Source organism: Streptomyces sp. NBC_01233 (genome assembly GCF_035989305.1).
Classification (GTDB): Bacteria; Actinomycetota; Actinomycetes; order Streptomycetales; family Streptomycetaceae; genus Streptomyces.
The window spans coordinates 8,567,157-8,585,886 of sequence record NZ_CP108514.1; the positions used below are offsets into that span (position 1 = coordinate 8,567,157).

Below are 18,730 nucleotides of genomic sequence, written 5' to 3' on the forward strand. Positions count from 1 at the left end.
GCCGTTCTCCGGTACGGCGTACTGGGTGATCACGCCGGACGGGGTGAGGGGCGCCTGCGCGCGGGCCCCCCGGGGCCGCGGCTCACACCCGTAGCACCTGCACGCCTGCGGCCTCGAACTCCAGGGCCGCCGCCGGCGCCAGGCCGGTGTCCGTCACCAGCACGTCCACCGACGAGGTGGCGCAGATCCGCGCGAAGGCGCGCACGCCCAGCTTGCTGGAGTCGGCCGCGACGACCACCCGGCGGGCACGCTCGCACAGCAGGCGGTTGACCGAGGCCTCGTCCTCGTGCCGGGTCGCCGCGCCGTCCGCCGGGTCGAAGCCGTCCACGCCGAGCACCGCGGTGTCCACGGCGAGTTGGCCCAGCACCTGCTCGGCGAGGGGCCCCGTGAGCTCGTACGACTGGGGGCGGGCGACGCCCCCCGTCAGCACGATCTTGAACTGCGGCCGGATCACCAGCTCGCCCGCGATGTTGAGGGCGTTCGTCACCACGGTGAGCGCCGGCGAGCCCTGGGCCAGGTCCGGGCGGCCGGCCAGCGCCCTCGCCACCTCGGTGGTCGTGGTGCCGCCCGTCAGGCCGATCACCTCGCCCGGCGCGACCAGGGCCGCCACCGCCTCGCTGATCCGGCGCTTCTCGGCGGCACGGCGCGAGGTCCGGTAGCGCAGGGGGAGTTCGTACGAGACCCCGTGCAGTACCGCCCCGCCGCGGGTGCGGACCAGCAGCTGCTGTTCGGCGAGCTGGTCGAGGTCGCGGCGAATGGTCGCGGCCGACACGCCGAGGGCCTCCGCCGCCGGCTCCACCTCCAGCTCACCCCGCTCCACGAGCAGGTCCAGCAGTGTCTGCCAGCGCTCCTTGCGCGTCATCGTCCGCCCCCTTCGGTGTTCTGCGACATTCGTTCCACGGCGCCCGCCGGTGAGTTCCCTCGGCCTCCACCGGCCCACCCGGCGACACTAACCCAGTCGATCAGCCCGTGGATGCTTGAAGTTGCGTGAAACTGCCCGATATCTTGCAGGAACACGCATTCAGACCGGCCTGTCGCACGAGGGAGCCTGTATGAGTCACGTCGCGTACGAGTTGGGCACGCAGCCCGCATGCTGGGAACGGGCCGCCGAACTGGTCCCGGCCCAGCGGGCGGTGCTGCCGCAGCCGGGGGAGCGTACCGCGATCGTCGGGTGCGGGACCTCGTACTTCATGGCCCAGGCGGCCGCCGTGCTGCGCGAGGGGGCCGGGCAGGGCGAGACCGACGCCTTCCCCGCCTCGGAGTTCCCCCGCCACCGCCGCTACGACCGGGTCGTCGCCCTGACCCGGTCCGGCACCACCACCGAGGTACTGGACCTGCTGGGGGCGCTCCGCGACGCGGGCGTGCCCACGACCGCGGTCATCGGCGATCCCGCGACCCCGGTGATGACCCTCGCGGACGAGCTCGTCGTCCTCGACTTCGCCGACGAACAGTCCGTCGTGCAGACCCGCTTCGCGACCACCGCCCTCACCCTGCTGCGCGCCCACGTCGGGCTGCACACCCCTGCCGTGGTCGCCGACGCCCGTACCGCCCTCACCGAGCCGCTGCCCGCCGAGCTGGCGAGCCGGGGGCAGTTCACCTTCCTCGGCCGCGGCTGGAGCGTCGGGCTGGCGAACGAAGCCGCGCTGAAGATGCGGGAGGCGTCGCTGTCCTGGGCGGAGTCCTACCCGGCGATGGAGTACCGGCACGGGCCGATCAGCGTCTCCGGACCCGGCACCGCCACCTGGTCGCTCGACGAGGCCCCCGAGGGGCTCGCCGCGCAGGTACGGGCCACCGGCGCCCAGTGGGTGGCCGGGCAGCTCGACCCGCTCGCCGAACTGGTCCGCGTGCACCGCCTCGCCCTCGCCGTCGCCGCCCACCAGCAGCTGGATCCGGACGCGCCGCGCCATCTCACCCGCTCGGTGATCCTCACCACCGGCGAGGAGGCGGTCCGATGAGCCTCGTACCCGCAGGTCCGCTCGTCCTGGAGGCGGCCCGCGCGGGCCGCGCCGTCGCCGCCTTCAACATCATCACCCTGGAGCACGCCGAAGCCGTCGTGGCCGGGGCCGAGGCCGCCGGGCTGCCGGTCATCCTGCAACTGAGCGAGAACGCCGTGAAGTTCCGCGGCGGGCAGCTCCTGCCCATCTCCCGGGCCGCCGTCGCGTGCGCGGAGGCCGCCGGGGTCCCCGTCGGCCTGCACCTGGACCACGTCAAGAGCGCGGAACTGCTCCGGCAGGCCTGCGACGCCGGGTACAGCTCGGTGATGTACGACGCCGCCCACCTCCCGTACGGGGAGAACCTGGAGGCGACGCGCTCCGCCGCCGACTGGGCGCACGCCAACGGGCTGTGGATCGAGGCCGAGCTGGGCGAGGTCGGCGGCAAGAACGGCGCCGCCCCGCTGGATCCGCACGCGCCCGGCGCCCGTACCGACCCCGACGAGGCACGGCGGTTCGTCGCCGACTCCGGGGTCGACGCGCTGGCCGTCGCCATCGGCAGCAGCCACGCGATGACCAGCCGGACCGCGGCCCTGGACCACGTGCTGCTGGCCCGGCTGGCGAAGACGGTGGACGCGCCGCTCGTCCTGCACGGCTCCTCCGGGCTGCCGGACGCCGAGCTCGCGGCGGCCGTCGCCGGCGGCATCCGCAAGGTCAACATCGGCACCGCGCTGAACCTGGCCATGACCGAGGCCATCCGCACCCACCTGACCCCGGCGGACCCCCGGCCGTACCTGACGGCCGCCCGTACGGCGATGACGGCGACGGCGGCGGCTATGATCAGCGCCCTGAACTGACGGGCATCGGGGGCGGGGGCGGTCGTGGAAGCGCAGCCGGGACGTACGAATCGGCGCAGGTTCCTGCTGATCGCCGGCCTCCCGCTGCTGGCCGTGGGCGGCCTCACGGCGTACGCCGCGTGGCCGCAGCCGGACCGGCTCCAGGTGCGCACCGACCTGGAGCCCTTGAACCGCCGCTTCCGGCCGTACCTGGGCGAGCTGACCGACGCGCACTGGCTGGGCCACGACATCGACGAGACCGGCGGGGACCGGACGATCCCGAGCCCGGACTCCCGCGTCCGCCTGGTCGGAGTCGCCCGCCTGGCGGCCGGCGGGGCGGCCGCGATCGTGCGCAACGCCGATTACGGCGCCTTCACCCCCGCCGCGCCGTCCGCGGCGCCCGCCGAGCTGGAGCCGCACCTGCCCGCCGCCGCGGCCTGGCAGCACAGCCCGGGGTTCGACGCGTACGCGCACCGCACGCAGTCGGAGGCCGTCACCTCGGGCGAGTACCTCTTCGACACGGTCCGGGACCTCGTCCGCTTCGACGTCCTCTACCTCTACACCTGACGGCCGGCGGCGGACGTCCCACTCGGTGGGAGGACGTCGGCGGCGCTGTTGCAGGTGCGCCGCTGGGCGCTCGACCCGGGGGAGCGGTCCGTGGCGTCGGCTGCAGCATCACCTTCCCCGGTGGATTCGGGGAGCGGATCGTCGTACGGGCGCAGGCGCTGCTGCCCGTACCGGACTCCCTGGACCTGGCGCTGGCCTCCTCACCGAGCCGCTGGCCGTCGGCTTCGGGACCATCGCGCGCAGCTCCGCCGGCGAGGGCGGCCCGGCCGTGGCCGCCGGCTGCGGCCCGGTGGGCCTCGGCGCCGTCGCGGCCCTGCCGGAGCGCGGCGCCGGGCCGGTGGTCGCCTCCGACCCCTCGGCGCTGCGGCGCGCGGCCGCGGCCCGGCTGGGCGCGCACGCGGTGGTCGACCCGGCCGACGAGGATCCGGTGGCCCGGTGCGTGGAGCGTGCGCGGCCCTGGTGGTGGTCAACTGCCTGGGCGTTCGAGCGTGTTGGACCGGCTCCTGCACTCCGTCCCGCGCGGCGCCGAGATCCTGCAGATCGGTGGGGTGATGACCGAGGGCGTGATCCGCCCCGTGGCCTGTGCCCGACCTACCCGCCGGCGGAGTTCGGCGCCTCGCCGGCGCGGTTCGCCGACGGACGCATCGACCCGGCCGCGCCGGTCACCGGCGAGGCCGGATCCGGCGCCCTGGACGCGGCCTTCGCCTCCCGCGCCGCCCGCAGGACCGCATCAAGATCCTCGTCCGGCCGGGCCTGGCGGGCACCGGGATCAGGGCGGCCGGACCACGGTGAGGAGACCGGCGGCTCAGATGCCGACGGCTCCGTCGATCCGCTCGCGGAGCAGGTCGGCGTGACCGTTGTGCCGCGCGTACTCCTCGACCATGTGGATGAGGACCCAGCGCAGGGACACCTTCCCGCGCCACGCGTCCACGGCCTCGACGTCGAGGCCGGGCGCCTCGGCGACGAAGCGTTCGGCGAAGGCCACCTCGTGGCGCCACGCCTCCCAGGCCGCCTCGACGGCCGCGGGGTCGGCGTCGGCGCCGTCGAAGTCGCCGTCCGGTTCGGCCGCGGAGGAGTACAGCGGCGGCGCGTCCTGCCCGGCCAGCACCTTCCTGAACCAGCGGCGCTCCACATCGGCGAGGTGCCGGACCAGTCCCAGCAGGGAGAGCGTGGACGGTTCCACGGACCGCCGCGCCAACTCCTCTCCCAGGCCCGTGCACTTCAGTTCCAGCGTCGCGCGGTGGTCCGCCAGGAAGGCGACCAGCATGTGCCGTTCGTCGCCGGTCGCGGGGCCGCTGAAACGGCCGTCCCGCTCGGGCTCGACGAAGAATTCCGCTCTGCTCCGTGGACTCGTCATAGCCGAGAGTATGAACGGCGGCGCGGGACCGCCGGCACACGGGTCCCCGACCCACCGACGCCTTGCGCATCCCCGGCCCTTCCGAATTTCTGAAACTGGTTCTACTCTGACCGCCGCCACAGCGAACCGGCTGGACCGCGAGACTCCCGGAGGGGCCGTGCACCTCGAATACACGCCTGAGCAGCAGCAGTTGCGCACCGAGCTGCGCGCCTACTTCGCCGAGCTGGTTCCGGACGACGTGTACGCCCGCTACGAGGACCCGGCCGCCCAGAAGCGGTACTACCGCGAGACGATCCGCCGCCTCGGGGCGGACGGCTGGCTCGGGGTCGGGTGGCCGAAGGAGTACGGCGGCCGCGGGATGTCCCCGATGGACCAGTTCATCTTCTTCGACGAGGCCGCACAGGCCGTCGTACCGCTGCCCCTGATGGCGCTCAACACCGTCGGGCCGACCCTCATGCAGTTCGGCACCGACGAGCAGAAGGCGTACTTCCTGCCGAAGATCCTCGCGGGGGAGATCGACTTCGCCATCGGCTACAGCGAGCCCGACGCCGGCACCGACCTCGCGGCGCTCAAGTGCAAGGCCGTCCGCGAGGGCGACGAGGAGAGCGGCACGTACGTAGTCAACGGCCAGAAGATCTGGACCACCAACGGCGACACCGCCGACTGGGTCTGGCTCGCCGTGCGCACCGACCCGGACGCACCCGCGCACAAGGGCATCACCATGCTCCTCGTGCCGACCTCGGACCCCGGCTACTCCTGCACCCTCATCAACACCCTCGCCTCGCACGACACCACCGCCAGCTACTACGAGAACATCCGCGTCCCCGCGAGCCGCCGGGTCGGCGCGGAGAACAAGGGCTGGCGCCTGATCACCAACCAGCTCAACCACGAGCGCGTGACCCTGGCCGCGCACGGCACCATGGCCATCCGGGCCCTCCATGACGTCCAGCGCTGGGCCGCCGCGACCAAACTCGCCGACGGCCGCCGGGTCATCGACCTCGGCTGGGTGCGCGGCCGCCTCGCACGCACCCACGCCCGGCTCGACGCGATGAAGCTGCTCAACTGGCAGATGGTGAACGCCGTCCAGGCCGGCACCCTCACGCCCCAGGACGCCTCCGCGGTCAAGGTGTACGGCTCCGAGGCCCGCCGGGACGCATACGCCTGGCTCATGGAGATCGCCGGCGCGGCCGGCTCCCTCAAGGACGGCTCCGCGGGCGCGGTCCTGCACGGCGAACTCGAACGCGGCTACCGCAGCGCCGTCATCTTCACCTTCGGCGGCGGCAACAACGAGATCCAGCGGGAGATCATCTCCTGGATCGGCCTGGGCATGCCCCGGGTCCGCCGCTGAGCCCGCCTGTGACGAGGCCTTTCGACCGGCACAAAAGAGGGATGGTCGCCGCCGTGAACCGCGCACGCACTTTCAGCGCGTCGGTGGGGGTGATCAGTGCCGGCTGTTCAAGAAGCCGATGGCGACGGCGCCCCACCAGGCAGCTTGTGATACGGATGCCGTCACGGCACCGCGGATCACCAGCGCGCGGCTGACGGGGCCACCGTCGACGGCGGCCAGCCGGTGGCGCAGGGCGGACGCCTGGACACCGTTGAGTGAGAGCACCAGGACGAGGCCGAGTTTGACGCAGGTCAGCGGTGAACTGAGATCGGGGTCGAGGAAGGCGCCGGCCCCACACCAGTCGGGGAGCTGGAGAAGTTCTGCTTCCCGTCCAGGTCTTCGTTGGGTCACGGTGGCGTCGGCGGCGGACATTGCTGCTCCGGGGATCTTCTGCGGGGTGTGCCCACGCCCGCGAGGCGGGAGCGAAGGCAAGGGGTGGCCTAAGCGTCAAAAGTCGTCAAGGTGACCGTCCGCACAGTGGCACGGCCCCGTGCGGCCATGGCTCGCGGACCTCGCTCCGGTGCACATGAGCTCTTGTCAGGGAGGGGTGAGAGCGCCCCACAGGAACAGCGGCACCAGATCCTCGGTCGGCAGTGTGCCCGCGGGACCGGAGAGAGGGTCGGTCAAGACCATCGACTGAAACACCCTGGCGAGGCGCTCCGGGGGCATCCTCAGAAGATCACGTTCCGGTTCGAAGAGAGCCGTCAGTGCGTCTCGGAGCGATGCGAGTTCCCCCTCGTGTCGCGCGTGCCAGTCGGGGGTGCCCGTCGGCCTGTCAGGGCGCCAGGGCCGGCTTTGGGGAGCGGCATCGGCGAGTAGAGACAAGCGTGTCGTGTAACTGCGGAGAACCGCTGCGGCCGATGCCAGCCGGGCTTCGAGCGGCTGGTTCAGGGAAATCGCGGCGACGGCGGCGACTGCGTCACCGGGCCTGAGGAACTCGGTGGCGCAGGCCTCGAGCAGGGCGGCCTTGTCGGGGAACGCGTTGAAGACTGCCGCTGCCGGGACTCCTGCTGCTCGGGCGATCATCGACACCGTCACTGAGGTGCCGTGCCTGACGACAAGTGGCAGCGCTGCGGCAACGATCTGCGCGTGCGTGGGGTGCTTGGTCATCTGCCGTCCGGAGGGGTCAGGGGCCGGTGCGGTTCGGCCGACATGCGGAGGTGGTGGGTTCCGGGGGGCACCGCCGTTTGTCGGGGATGTTGCGCAGTCACGGCTGAGTGGTGTCGGCGCGGGGCTGCGAGGGGTCGTCGGTGCTTCGACCGGGTCAGCGCTGTTGCTGCGGTCAGCCAGGTGAGGGCGTAGAGCCAGCCGCCGAGGACGTCGGTGGGCCAGTGGACTCCCAGGTAGATGCGGCTGAGACCCACGGTGACGGCCCACCCGGCCAGGAGGGCGGAGGCGCTCCGGTGCACGGCCGGCCCGATCTTCCGGGACAGGGCGCAGGCGAGGAGTCCTGCCGCGAGGGCGGAGGTGGTGGTGTGGCCGGAAGGGAAGGCGAAGCCGGTGGCGTGGGTGGCCCAGTCGGTGCCGGGAGGTCGTGGGCGGGCGGTGGCGTGCATCACGGAGTAGCGCACGGCCTGCGCGGTCACGAGGAAACCCAGGGCGCCTGCTGCGGCGAGGAGACGGCTTCGGGCGTCGTGTCCGGCGATCCATCCGGCTCCTGCGGCACAGAGGTACGGGAAGGGCCCGGTGCCCGTCGAGGTGACGATGCGGAACAGGGTGGCGACGGCCGGGCGGCGGTGATCCACTGCCCACTGGTGCACGTCCTGATCCAGGGTGTACGGAGCGCCGTGGCGGGCCGTGATCAGCCCCGTGAGCAGAAGGAACAAGGCGGCGAACAGGGCAGCGCCCAGCCAGGCCGTACGGCGCGCGAGTGGTGAGGTGCGGTTCATTTCGGGTCACCGGTGGGCGTGGCGGTCTGGTGTCCCTGCGGCGGGCGAGGAGCGGCATGACGTGCCGAGTGCGCCGGATGCGGACAAGACGGATCCGGCGTCACGCACGTTCACGGCCTGTTGCACTGCCGGACGGTCGGATTGGGCCACGGTGAGCGGCTCCCCTGTGCTGATGGGGCCCGGATCGGCACACCATGGGCGACTACAGTCGTGTAGACGGCCGGTGTCACTGTAGACGACCGTCCGATGCTCCCGGCCATCCGGCGGGGGAGCCCGCACAGGCCCGCGAAGGCCGGCCTGCGCCGCCTGTTCCCGGTGTTGCGCGCGGGTATGGCTCGACCGGGTCCGATCCACGCCTCCGTACAGTTAGATAAGGCAAACCTATTGAGCGATGACCGGGCGCATCGGCCCGGGGCGGCAGCAGGGCGGTAGTGAGATGGAGGAAGGTGGGGACGCAAGGCGTCCGCACGGTGAACTCGTCGCGGATGTGCTGGCGGTGCTGTGGGCGGCCGAGGAGCCGTTGACGCCGCAGCAGATCAACGCCGCGCTCGGCCGGGACCTGGCGAGGACGACGGTGACGACGATCCTGACCCGCCTCTACGAGAAGGGGACGGTCGTGCGCACCCGCGAGGGCAGGGGCTTCGCCTATGCCGCGGCGGACGACGCCGCCGGGCTGGCGGCCGGGCGCATGCGCCGCGAGCTGGAGCGGGAGCCGCAGCGCGACCTGGTGTTGAAGCGGTTCGTGTCCTCGCTGTCCGGAGACGACGAGCAAGCGCTGAGGCGCCTGCTCCTGGAGTCCGGGGAAGGCGAATGACCCTGGTCCTGGCCCTGGTCATGGTGACTCTGGTGCTTCCGTGGGGTGCGGTGCCGGCGACCCGCAGGCTGGCTGAGCTCCTGCCGCCGAGGGAGGCGTGCACTGCGCTGACCGGAGCCGCACTTTTGCTGGCCGGCGGCACCGTGACAGCGCTCATCGGCCTGTTCCATGTGCCGTTCCTCGCCTCCCTGGAGCAGATTCCGCTGTCGCAGGCGGCTGCCGAGTGGCCGGCCACCGTGCCGGTGGCCGCGGTGGCCGGTGCGGTGCTGGCCTTCCAGGCGGTGCTGCTGGTCCGCCGCTGGTACGAGCGCCGCTCACTGCTCGCCCGCGCCTGGGCGTCCACCGGCGACGCGGTGTCCGATGGTGATCTTCTGGTCGTACCGGATTCCGAGCCGCAGGCGTTCGCGCTGCCGGGGTGGCGCAAGCGCGGCGGCCGGGTCGTGGTGACGACGGGCATGCTCCGGACCCTGGGGCCGACGGAGCGCGAGGTGCTGTTCGGCCATGAGCGGGCCCATCTGACGGGCCGCCACCATCTGTGGGCCGTCACCGCCTGCCTGGCCGCTGCGGTGCACCCCGCGCTGCGGCCCCTGCGCCCGGCGCTGGACTTCCACCTGGAGCGGTGGGCGGACGAGTCGGCGGCCTCGTCGGTGGGTGACCGGCGGCTGGCGGCGACCGCGATCGCACGCGCGGCGCTGGCCGCCGCGTCCGCCGAGAAGGCGGGCGGAGGCCGTGGTCCCTTGCTGTCGGTGAGTACAGGGCCGGTCCCCCAGCGGGTCGAAGCGCTATTGCAGCCGGTCCCGGTCCGGCCGCAGGCGCGCAGGACGCAGGCTGCCGTGGCCGGACTGGTGACGGCGGTGACGGTCTCCGCCCTGCCGGGTCTGGTTCTGGCGTACGGACTGCACGAGTACGTGGAGTTTGCCGCCCGGGGCCTTCTGGGTGACCGAGCCGTCGAGTGACGACGTCGATGTAGACCAATCGGCCGGGTGTAAGTACGCTGAGCCTGCGTTTGCTTCACCTGTCCCTCCAGGCCCGACCTCCTCCGTGCCCGGCGCTCGGCGCGCCGTGGGCGACGTTGTCCCCGTGTCCTGGGTCGGAGGTGACATCCCCCTCCCCAGCGATTGGATGCGACGTGTACGACAGGGGGAGCGGGTCGTCGAGTCCCTCAGAACAGACCGTGCACCTCTTGGCGGCGGCGGGCAGGGCCGTGGACGCGTTGATGGCCGAGCGTTTGAGTGCGGGCGGGTTGAGCCCCGTGCACCAGTCGGTTCTCAGGACGCTGGCCGAATGGGGGCCGCACGCCCGGCGCGATCTCGCCGCGCAGATGGACGTGCCGCCGGCAGACGTTTCGCGGGTGATCGGTGATCTCCTGGCGCAGGGTCTGGTGCAGGACATGGTCGTCAACATCGGCGGGCGCCACGAGGTGGTGACGCTCACCCCGACCGGTACGGCGGCACTGACGACGATGCAGGATGACATGCAGTCGGTGCAGGACGTCCTGCTGGCGTCCCTCACGAAGGGTGAGCGCACCCAGCTGCACTACCTGCTCCGGCGGGTGTGCGCGACGGCCGCCCGTGTCGGCGCGGTTCGCTCGGCTTCGTCCTAGGTCGCGGCTACCTGGCGCTCGGCCGACGCGGCAGCGTCCGTCTCGCCGAGGGTGAGGACTTCTTCGGCATGGCGCAGCACAAGGGGGAGCTCGTGACTGACGAGGACGACGGCCAGGCCCCGGCTCGTAGGTAGGTCGCGTAGCGGCGCCATGACGTCGCAGGCGCGTCGATCGCGGTCAATGCGGGCCCGAACCGGATCCTCGTCCACGGCACGTTCGGTCTGCGACGACTCGGCCTCACCGGCGGTGCGCGGCTGGCGATATGGGCGGGGAGCGCACCCACGCCATGACAGCCAGGCGCAATTGAGCCTGCATCAGGCATGGATCCCGGCCATTTTTCGCCGCGCAGTCAGCCACACCGCCGAAGTACGAGGCGGCCAAACGCAGTTGAAGATCCGTCAACATCCCTAGGAGACAGTTCACTTGGCGATCCTGCGCGACAGGACACGCGGCTTCACCCGGCACAAATACTCGAACACCTGTCCGCTTGCGCCGCTATGCTTCAGCATCGGCCGACCGCGGTAGCTACTCAAATCCGCGCGATTGCCCGAACGCGGGCTCGGGGGAAGGCCGGTACGTGAGGGCTGCCTGCACTACGCGATGAGAAGCGTCGCGGTAGCACCGGTCTGCATCCTTGCGCAGGACAACTGACCGCCAGGGGTCATCGCGACCGGTTCGAGCTCGCCACTTCCCCGCACGTATCGAAGCGTCAAAGGAGCGGATTGCCGCCATGGCTGACCAAATGGTTCTTGCAGCCCAGAAATGGGTCAACGCGACGTACAAGGGTGTCGCCGGTTACAACCCCGTGACGGAGGACGGGAAGACCGGATGGAACACCATGTACTCCCTGACCCGGGCGTTGCAGCGCGAACTCGGGATCGCGACACTCTCCAACGCATTCGGTCCCACCACGTTGTCGACGTTGGCAGCCAGGGGGCCCATCAAGGTCGGTGAGTCGAACAAGAACATAGTCAAGATCATCCAGTGCGGCCTTTATTGCAAGGGCTACAGCGCCGGTGCCATCGATGGGGAGATGTCGAACCCCACTTTGTTCGGCTTCAAGACGATGATGGAAGACATGGGCCTTCCGGCGGAAAAGGTCACCAATGCCCTGCCGGCCAAGGTCTTCAAGGCCTTGCTCACCATGGATGCCTACGTCTTCCTGTCCGGCGGACTGGAACAGATCCGCCTCATGCAGCGGTGGCTCAACGCCCGCTACTGGGAGAAGTCGACCTTCTTCATCGGCCCGTGCGACGGGTTCTTCTCCCGTGATGTCCAGCAGGCCCTGATGAAGGGGATCCAGTACGAGTCGGGAATTCCCGAGGGCTCGGCCAACGGCATCTTCGGGCCCGGCACGGAAGCGGGCCTGCGGCAGGGCTCCGGCATGAAGCAGGTATGACCGTTTTTTGATCACGGAATGGCCAGGATTCGCAGGGGCCGGGTGGCGTCGCGGGCGTTTCCTCTGAGAGCTGTGGCGATGCTGCGGAGACCGGCCAGGCGAAGGGCTCCGATGGCGAGGTTGCGCCAGGTGGCCATGGCGCGGGGCGCGTTGCCGGTCCGCAGCTGTGAGGCGTCCTCGGCAAAGGTCGTGTCCCTCACGTGATGGAGCGCCTCTACCGACCAGTGGCCGCGGATCAAGGACGCGAGCTGGGCCGGATTGGCCTGCTCGGCGGTCAGGCTGGTGACCGCGTACACGGTCTTGGTGCTGACCTTGCCGGTCTTGCGGTTGACTCGGCGCCGCTTGAGTTCGATGGCCTGGGCGGCGCCGGGGAAGAGCAGGCCGGCGACAGTGCAGACCTTGATCCGGCGGATCTCGCTGCGGCCGTGGCCGGTCCCGACGGTGCGGTTCTGGAGTGGGATCTGCTTCCAGGGAAGGGACTTCATCTGCTTGCGGAGCTTCTTCTGGTTTCCCTTGACGATGACGATGTAGTGGGCGCCCCGGCCTCCCAGGTACTCGGCGTGCTCGCGTTGGGTATGCATCGCGTCGCTGGTCACGACCGCTCCGGTCAGGTCGATGGCATCCAGTAGTGGCTGGAAGCAGGTGATTTCATTCGTCTTTGTCTCAACGTCGACCTGGCCCAGGACGGCGGAAGTGGCGTGGTCGACGGCCGCCAGCAGGTGGATCTTCCGGTCGTGCGCGCGGGCGGCGCCGCGCAGGGATTTGCCGTCCACCGCGATCGCCCGCAGCAACCGCTCGCTGGGTTGCGGGCATCGGGCGGACAGCCAGCTGCCGACGGCTCGGTCGAGTACGTCACCGTCGACCTGGGCGAGTACCCGGCGGATGGTGGCCTCACCAGGGGCGTGGTGTTGGCCGGTGAAGGGGTCGCAGCGGGCACCGAGCCGGGCCAGGACCGACTGCGAGGCGTCAGCCGCCCACTCACTGATCGCCAGCAGAGAGGTCGCGCCGGTCAGGACCGCAGCGGCGCAGATGGCGAGCACGCCGACCAGGGGGTGAAGCCGGCCCCGTGGGTCACGGGGGTCCGTCACCGTCGCAAGGCAGGTCAACAGGCCCGGGCACTCCTCAACCGACAGAGACGATGCGGTGGCGAGTTGGTCAAGCGAGGCGGGCATGAGGGATGATTCGGCAACGGCAGGCACGGTCTTCCAGCAGGATCATGGGACGTAGACACTCACATGATCGCCGGTGACCGTGCCTGCCACATTTCGTCACGAACCCTCCCAGCAAGGCAAGTTGGGGTGAACACCCTCAAGTCACCTTCGTGCCGATGCCCTGGGGCCTGCGGGCCCACACGCTCGCCGAAGGCGACTCCGGGACCTGGGTGCAGCTGTTCTCCGCCGCCTGCGTGGCGAACGGTCCCTCGAACACGAGTGGCGACATCGCCAGCTTCAGCTATCAGTTCGGCCCGAAGCTCGCGAGCTGGGTGAAGAAGTTCCAGAGCTTCTCCGCGATCGCTGAGTCGGGTAAGGCCGACTTCGACACCTGGGCGCAGTTGCTGGTCGCCTATGGCAACCCCGACCGGGCGGTCGACTGTTGTGACACCCGCTTCACCATCACTCCCTCCCGGGCGAAGGCGCTCCATGCTGCCGGCTACCGCGCCGTAGGACGCTACCTCGACGAGCCGGCCGGGAGCACCCTGAACAAGGAGATACAGCCCGGAGAACTGGACGCGATCTTCTCCGCCGGTCTGAGGGTCATCCCGCTGTGGCAGTACGACGCGCGGAAGCTCGCGGATTTCACGTACGCCAACGGCTACTCGCACGGGCGCAAGGCGCACGAACGGGCCGAAGGCTATGGATTCAACCGGAGCACGGTGATCTACTTCGCGGTCGACTATGACGCCACGCAAGCGGAGATGGACAAGATCGTCGACTACTTCATCGGCGTGAACGACGCCCTGAAGAGCAACGGCAGCAAGTACATCACCGGCGTGTACGGTTCGCGGAACGTGTGCGCCAGCGTGGCCGGAGGCGCCTTCGTACCGTACGCGTACGTCTCGGGCATGTCCTATGGATTCTCCGGCAACCTCGGATTCCCCCTCCCGCAGAACTGGGCGTTCAACCAGATCAAGGAGTTCAACTTCTCCGCGGGTTCGGACACCTTCGCGCTGGACCGGGTGTCGCACCGCCCCGGCGCGGACTTCGGGCAGAACTCGGTCAACCAGTCGGGAAGTTCATCGGTCGACCAGTTCATCGCGTATGTCCAGAAGGTGTACGATGCCGCCGTCGCGTACGGAAAGGGCAACGCGAACGAACTGTGCCTGCAGTTCATGCGCTGGGAGAAGTACACGGACTCCCGCTGGGTCAAGCTGTTCGGTGATGTGGACAACGCGTTCATCCAATTCTGCGTAGACCGGGGACTTGGCCGCGCGAGGGATCAGGAGTACCTCGACCCGTCGATGGGTGTCACCATCAGCCCGGACCATCTGATCGCCAGTGCCGCGGGTTATTTCCTCAAGGGGAATGCCGGAGTCGGTAAGGCGAATCGTGCCGAACTCGCCAGTTGGGGCGGGGACCTGCTCACGTTCTACGGGGAGTGGAGCCGTTCGGACAACGCATCCCCGCTGGACTTCTGTCGCAGGACACTGGCCAGGCCCGACGTCGCGTCCACGTTCTCGCTCAGCGACCTGATCGAGGACATCGACGGGTTCACGGTCGCGATGAAGCTGAAGGCCGGCGGCACGGACATCGTCACCGAACTCAGGAAGATCCTGCTCGGTGGGGGACACAAGACGCGTTTCAGTGACTTCAAGGCGGCCAGGTTCGGCAACACCACCGACGGCGTCAAGAAGTCGGCGAAGGCGTTTCTCGAGGACGACATCAGTGACACTCTGCTGTCAACTACGCGTGCAGTGCTGATCGACCGGAACTGCCCGATCCACAAGAAGCCCTGGCTCGAGTCCGACTCCGTGATGGACGAGTTCTACCGGGGATTCGCCGAAGTTCTGCAGCGTCTCATCGACCAGCAGTGACCCGCTGAAGCCGGCGTCTCTGCGAAGGGCCGACCCGTTGTCCAGAATCTCACGGAAGTGACCTTTCGCTAGCGTATGCGCATTCTTCATCACACCCAGGACGACAGCAGACCCGGACACCCGTACCCGTCGAAAGCGGCGTGCCGGGTATCTTCCCCAGCCATGAGGAAACGCTCGGCGCAGGAGACGGGAAGGACCACGCGGCTCCGCGTGTCCGCGAAACCGGATCAGGAGGTGGGGACGCAATGCCGACGCCTTTGATGGGCCTGCTCCTCCTCGTGAGTGTGGTGGCGGTGCCGGCGTGCATCGTGGTGATGGTTCTCATACTGAGGAACCCACCCCGTTCACTGTCCAGGATCTGTGCGGTTCTCGCCCTGATCTTCGGCTTCTCGGCCACGGCCGTGTACTGCTACGGCTGGTTCTCCGTCGCCCTCGGGGGACCGTTCCCGGAGCTGTGCGAGGACAGCAACGCGTCCGGCGCCCAGTTGGCGAGGCTGAAGCAGGATTTCTGGCCCCTTCGCAACGCCTGCATCTATTCCGACGGCTCGACGGTGGAGCACGTCTCCATGTCGATCAACGTGTTCGTCTACGTGCCGGCTGGTCTTGCCGTCGTCCTGACCTGCGCCGCCGTGTTCCTGTACCGGCGGGCACGACACCTTCCCGAAGGGACCTCATGAGCATCGAATTCTCGCGTCGCGTCATACTCAAGCAGTTCACCGGCGTCGCTGCCGGAGCCGCACTGGTATCCGCCGGAGGCACACTGCTGGCTCCCGCCACCGCCGTCGCCGCGGACACCACGTGGCGCAGATCGACCTCGGCGAACGGCTGGAGCATCCCGAACGCCCGCTCTTTTTCCACCGGCACCTGCGACATCCAGGGAACCGGCCTGACCGTCGTCCTGCGCCAAGGAGACACCGCAACGGTCCTGGCCTACCTGGCACAGCGTTTCCACTACGACGTCGCCCGGCTGGAGAGCGATCGCGGCGAGATCGTCGGATATCGCGCCGCTCGCGAGGTCAGGGCGGACTTCGAGTCCAACCACCTGTCAGGAACTGCACTGGCGCTCTATCCGGAAACCTACCCGCTGGGAGTCACGGGCAACTTCTTCCCGTACCAGGTCACGGCGATCCGGGACATCCTCGCGGAACTCGGAGGCGTGGTGAAGTGGGGCGGTGACATGAAGCCGGCCATGGAATCCATGTTCTTCATCGACGTGCCGCCGCAGTCGCAGCAACTCAAGCAGGTCGCAGCGACGATCAGAGCGTGGCAGACCACTCCGAGCAAGGGCGCCGGAACTCAGAACGTCGAAGACCCCAAGCGCATGAAGGCGTCGAAGGAACTGGCGAAGAGCCAGAAGGTCTAGAGCGTGTTCTAGAACGGGGGTCCGTTTCTCGCCTCGTGCCGTGATGATCTCGGTGTGGGGCGAGAACCGCGCCCGGGGCGGGGCCGGCCGCGGGTCCGCCCGTTGCGGGTGCGGGGCGACAAGGCGTACGCGTCGCGCGTGAACCGTGCGTATCTGCGCCGGCGCGGGATGCGCAGCACGATGCCGGAAACGGTCGGCCAGTCCGGTCACCGCACCCGCCGGGGCGGGACCGGGCGGGCAGCCTCCGAACTTCGACAGCGAGGACTACAAGGCCCGGTACGCGGTCGAGTGCGGCATCAACCGCTTTTCATCGCCGTGATCGACGAACCGTCTGGATGGCCGCCCGCGACTTCCCCAGACGGCCCACCCAGGGCCCCTGTTATGGTGCGCCGATGTCATCGATCAAGCAGTTCCAAGTCACCTTTGACTGCGCAGAACCTGAGCGCGTCGCTCGCTTCTGGTGCGAGGTGCTGGGGTACGTCGTCTCGCCGGTGCCGAAGGGGTTCGAGACATGGGACGACTACCATCGCTCGCTGCCGCCCGAGCATCAGGTGCAATGGTTCTCCTGCATCGATCCCTCAGGTGTGGGCCCGCGGCTGCTCTTCCAGCGCGTTCCCGAAGGCAAGGTCGTCAAGAATCGGGTGCACCTCTGCGTACGGGCGGGCACCGGGCTCGTCGGTGAGGAGCGCCTCGCCACACTCCAGGCCGAGTGCGCACGACTGGTCGCGCTCGACGCGGTACACGTGCGGACGCTGCTTGCCGACGGCGCCAACGAGTCGTGCATCGTGATGCAGGACATCGAGGGCAACGAGTTCTGTCTCGACTGAGACTCCTCCGAGCCCGCGAGGTCCACCGTGTGATCCCGCGTGGGGACCAGGGTGGCCGTTGACTTCGACGCCCGAACAGTGGGGGCGAGCTGGCGCAGCGTCAAGTTCTCGCGCCAGTAGGCCAGTAGGCCAGTACGCGGCGGGGCTGCTCAGGACGGCTTCGACGCCGTGATCACACCAGTGATGGCTGGTGTGGGAGCGTGTCAGAGGTGCTTCGACAGGGCATCGACCTCCACGCCCGCGCCGGGCTTGCCCCGGTGAGCACGCCACGTCACCAGCCCGTGCACCGGCAGAGCCACAAGGGCGACCCCCGCTGCGATGCGAATCGCGTTCCAGGTGGATCTCGACCACGAGGCCCTGCGAGGGGGCCTCGGTGGCCAACCGCATCGAGGTCTCGTAGAAGGCGGTCAACGGGATGAGCAGCCGGAACGGGAGACCACCGATACCGCGCGTTCGCGCGAGGTTCCCGAACAGCCCCACAGGGGCCCCGAAGACGAAGGCCGCTGTTCCCCAAACAAGGATCTTGGAAGCAAGCTCCCCTCCGGACCCGTGGGAGACGACCTGACCGATGGGGCCGGTGGGGAAAGCGGACTTGAAGACGTAGTACACGACCACGGCCACAGCCAGTGTCGAGGAGGCCAGCACCGCCGACTCGATCTTGGACCGGCGCGAAAGCCCCACCAGGAAGGCGAAGCCTGCCCACGCCCACCCACTGGAGAAGACGAGGGCCGCAGCATGGCACAACGGGTTGTCGAACTTGTCCATGAGCGGGCCGATTGCACCTAGAAACATGGCGGCCACGAGGGCCGTCACTGTGGCCATGACGCGGGTGCGCGGAGGGTGCACGATCGCTCCGTTCCGATTCTGTGGACGACCTCGCGGGGCACTGGTCACACTAGCCGCTCCGATCAATCGCCCCTGGCGCCACGCCAGTTGCGTACGGGGCGGCCAGTGCAGATCTCGCACGTGACGGGCGAAGCGGGCCGAGCCAACCGTCTGGCACGGCCTGTCGGCGGCCTGCCTCGGCATGACCGCCGTCCACGGCCGCAGCACTGTCCGCCGGGCCGACGCGAAGTTCGCCCGCCGCTTCGGCGGGGCCGCCGTTGCGCAGGATCCGTCGTTGACACGCAAGAGTGTGAGTGGTTGAGTACTCACATGAAGAATGAACGACCCCGAAAGCTGTCCACCGCCGAAGAGCGGCGCGAGACGGTGCTGCGCACCGCCATCGGCGCCTTCGCGGCGCGCGGCTACTGGGGCACCACCACGACCGAGGTGGCGAAGGCGGCCGGCATCTCGCAGGCGTACGTCTACCGCTTGTTCCCCAGCAAGGAGCTGCTGTTCACCGCGGTGGTCGAGCACTGCTTCGTGCAGGTCCGGGCCGGTCTGGAGCGGGCGGCTGCCGAGGCGAAGGGCAGCTCCGCCGAGGTGGTGCTGGAGGCCATGGGGGATGCGTACGCGCTGCTGATCAGCGACAACGACCTGATGCTGATCCAGCTGCACGCCCAGGCCGCGGCCGTCTCCGAGCCGGCCGTGCGCGAGGTGGTCCAGCAGGGCTACGCCCGGCTGGTGGAGTACGTACGCGGCGCCTCCGGTGGTGCCGAGGAGCAGGTCCAGCAGTTCTTCGCGCGCGGCATGCTGTGCCACCTCATCGTTTCCATGGGGGCCGGTGACGTGGATGCCCCCTGGATGCGGACGCTGTCCGCTGGTATCACGCACTACTGAGTCC

General features: G+C 69.5%; 20 protein-coding genes and 1 pseudogene. 13 read left to right on the plus strand and 8 right to left on the minus strand.

Annotated features, from left to right (window positions below):
* Window positions 1-82: 82 nt before the first annotated feature.
* The gene (locus OG332_RS39955; protein ID WP_327418037.1) at window positions 83-862 is read right to left on the minus strand and encodes a DeoR/GlpR family DNA-binding transcription regulator; all 780 of its coding nucleotides are present in this window, start codon (window positions 860-862) and stop codon (window positions 83-85) included.
* A gap of 190 nt (window positions 863-1,052) precedes the next feature.
* Here OG332_RS39955 and OG332_RS39960 point away from each other — a divergent pair, with 190 nt between their 5' ends.
* The 3 genes from OG332_RS39960 to OG332_RS39970 are packed head-to-tail and all read left to right on the plus strand — an operon-like array spanning window position 1,053 to window position 3,334.
* Window positions 1,053-1,955 (plus strand): SIS domain-containing protein, encoded by a 903-nt coding sequence (locus tag OG332_RS39960; RefSeq protein WP_327418038.1) that lies wholly within the window; start codon window positions 1,053-1,055, stop codon window positions 1,953-1,955.
* Window positions 1,952-2,788 carry a class II fructose-bisphosphate aldolase gene (locus OG332_RS39965; RefSeq protein ID WP_327418039.1) on the plus strand — a complete coding sequence of 279 codons (837 nt, stop codon included), beginning with the start codon at window positions 1,952-1,954 and terminating at the stop codon, window positions 2,786-2,788. The genes OG332_RS39960 and OG332_RS39965 overlap by 4 nt, the downstream gene beginning before the upstream one ends.
* 24 nt (window positions 2,789-2,812) lie before the next feature.
* Window positions 2,813-3,334, plus strand: coding sequence for a hypothetical protein (locus OG332_RS39970; protein WP_327418040.1), 522 nt, complete (start codon window positions 2,813-2,815; stop codon window positions 3,332-3,334).
* An 805-nt stretch (window positions 3,335-4,139) separates the two neighbouring features.
* Here the strand turns inward: OG332_RS39970 and OG332_RS39975 are convergent.
* Window positions 4,140-4,691: a DinB family protein gene (locus tag OG332_RS39975; RefSeq protein WP_327418041.1), complete on the minus strand. Its 552-nt coding sequence runs from the start codon at window positions 4,689-4,691 to the stop codon at window positions 4,140-4,142.
* Between the two features lie 157 nt (window positions 4,692-4,848).
* Here OG332_RS39975 and OG332_RS39980 point away from each other — a divergent pair, with 157 nt between their 5' ends.
* The gene (locus OG332_RS39980) at window positions 4,849-6,039 is read left to right on the plus strand and encodes an acyl-CoA dehydrogenase family protein (protein WP_327418042.1); all 1,191 of its coding nucleotides are present in this window, start codon (window positions 4,849-4,851) and stop codon (window positions 6,037-6,039) included.
* A 93-nt stretch (window positions 6,040-6,132) separates the two neighbouring features.
* Here the strand turns inward: OG332_RS39980 and OG332_RS39985 are convergent, their stop codons facing one another.
* The 3 genes from OG332_RS39985 to OG332_RS39995 all read right to left on the minus strand — a co-directional run bounded on the left by OG332_RS39985 (window position 6,133) and on the right by OG332_RS39995 (window position 7,967).
* A complete protein-coding gene (locus tag OG332_RS39985) occupies window positions 6,133-6,450 on the minus strand; it encodes a hypothetical protein (RefSeq protein ID WP_327418043.1) in 318 nt (105 codons plus the stop codon).
* Window positions 6,451-6,615: 165 nt separating this feature from the next.
* Window positions 6,616-7,188, minus strand: coding sequence for a TetR/AcrR family transcriptional regulator (locus tag OG332_RS39990; protein ID WP_327418044.1), 573 nt, complete (start codon window positions 7,186-7,188; stop codon window positions 6,616-6,618).
* Window positions 7,185-7,967, minus strand: coding sequence for a phosphatase PAP2 family protein (locus OG332_RS39995; protein WP_327418045.1), 783 nt, complete (start codon window positions 7,965-7,967; stop codon window positions 7,185-7,187). The genes OG332_RS39990 and OG332_RS39995 overlap by 4 nt, the downstream gene beginning before the upstream one ends.
* Before the next feature lie 436 nt (window positions 7,968-8,403).
* On the opposite strand from OG332_RS39995, the gene OG332_RS40000 reads away from it, so the two are divergent.
* The 3 genes from OG332_RS40000 to OG332_RS40010 all read left to right on the plus strand — a co-directional run bounded on the left by OG332_RS40000 (window position 8,404) and on the right by OG332_RS40010 (window position 10,384).
* Complete coding sequence (locus tag OG332_RS40000; protein ID WP_327418046.1) at window positions 8,404-8,781, plus strand: BlaI/MecI/CopY family transcriptional regulator; 378 nt, start codon at window positions 8,404-8,406, stop codon at window positions 8,779-8,781.
* Entirely contained in the window at window positions 8,778-9,737 is a 960-nt protein-coding gene (locus tag OG332_RS40005; RefSeq protein WP_327418047.1) for a M56 family metallopeptidase, read from the plus strand. The genes OG332_RS40000 and OG332_RS40005 overlap by 4 nt, the downstream gene beginning before the upstream one ends.
* Before the next feature lie 260 nt (window positions 9,738-9,997).
* Complete coding sequence (locus OG332_RS40010) at window positions 9,998-10,384, plus strand: MarR family winged helix-turn-helix transcriptional regulator (protein ID WP_327418048.1); 387 nt, start codon at window positions 9,998-10,000, stop codon at window positions 10,382-10,384.
* On the opposite strand, the gene OG332_RS40015 is transcribed toward OG332_RS40010, so the two are convergent.
* On the minus strand, window positions 10,381-10,536 hold the full coding sequence (locus OG332_RS40015; RefSeq protein ID WP_327418049.1) for a hypothetical protein: 156 nt from the start codon (window positions 10,534-10,536) through the stop codon (window positions 10,381-10,383). The genes OG332_RS40010 and OG332_RS40015 overlap by 4 nt on opposite strands.
* 578 nt (window positions 10,537-11,114) lie before the next feature.
* Between OG332_RS40015 and OG332_RS40020 the strand changes: the two genes are divergently transcribed.
* Entirely contained in the window at window positions 11,115-11,783 is a 669-nt protein-coding gene (locus OG332_RS40020) for a hypothetical protein (protein ID WP_327418050.1), read from the plus strand.
* Window positions 11,784-11,794: 11 nt separating this feature from the next.
* Here OG332_RS40020 and OG332_RS40025 read toward each other — a convergent pair whose 3' ends face one another.
* Entirely contained in the window at window positions 11,795-12,955 is a 1,161-nt protein-coding gene (locus OG332_RS40025) for an ISAs1 family transposase (RefSeq protein ID WP_442816085.1), read from the minus strand.
* A gap of 155 nt (window positions 12,956-13,110) precedes the next feature.
* Between OG332_RS40025 and OG332_RS40030 the strand changes: the two genes are divergently transcribed.
* The 4 genes from OG332_RS40030 to OG332_RS40050 all read left to right on the plus strand — a co-directional run bounded on the left by OG332_RS40030 (window position 13,111) and on the right by OG332_RS40050 (window position 17,004).
* Entirely contained in the window at window positions 13,111-14,814 is a 1,704-nt protein-coding gene (locus OG332_RS40030) for a glycoside hydrolase domain-containing protein (protein WP_327418051.1), read from the plus strand.
* 245 nt (window positions 14,815-15,059) lie between these two features.
* Window positions 15,060-15,491 carry a hypothetical protein gene (locus OG332_RS40035; RefSeq protein WP_327418052.1) on the plus strand — a complete coding sequence of 144 codons (432 nt, stop codon included), beginning with the start codon at window positions 15,060-15,062 and terminating at the stop codon, window positions 15,489-15,491.
* Window positions 15,488-16,177, plus strand: a complete 690-nt coding sequence (locus tag OG332_RS40040; RefSeq protein ID WP_327418053.1) for a hypothetical protein — start codon at window positions 15,488-15,490, stop codon at window positions 16,175-16,177. Before OG332_RS40035 ends, OG332_RS40040 begins: the two co-directional genes overlap by 4 nt.
* Before the next feature lie 392 nt (window positions 16,178-16,569).
* Window positions 16,570-17,004, plus strand: coding sequence for a VOC family protein (locus OG332_RS40050; protein ID WP_442816283.1), 435 nt, complete (start codon window positions 16,570-16,572; stop codon window positions 17,002-17,004).
* A gap of 23 nt (window positions 17,005-17,027) precedes the next feature.
* On the opposite strand, the pseudogene OG332_RS48000 reads toward OG332_RS40050, so the two are convergent.
* Window positions 17,028-17,126 (minus strand): annotated as a pseudogene (locus tag OG332_RS48000) (IS5/IS1182 family transposase); the annotation flags it as partial.
* Between the two features lie 1,033 nt (window positions 17,127-18,159).
* Between OG332_RS48000 and OG332_RS40060 the strand changes: the two are divergent.
* Window positions 18,160-18,726 carry a TetR/AcrR family transcriptional regulator gene (locus OG332_RS40060; RefSeq protein ID WP_327418054.1) on the plus strand — a complete coding sequence of 189 codons (567 nt, stop codon included), beginning with the start codon at window positions 18,160-18,162 and terminating at the stop codon, window positions 18,724-18,726.
* The last annotated feature ends 4 nt before the right edge of the window (window positions 18,727-18,730 follow it).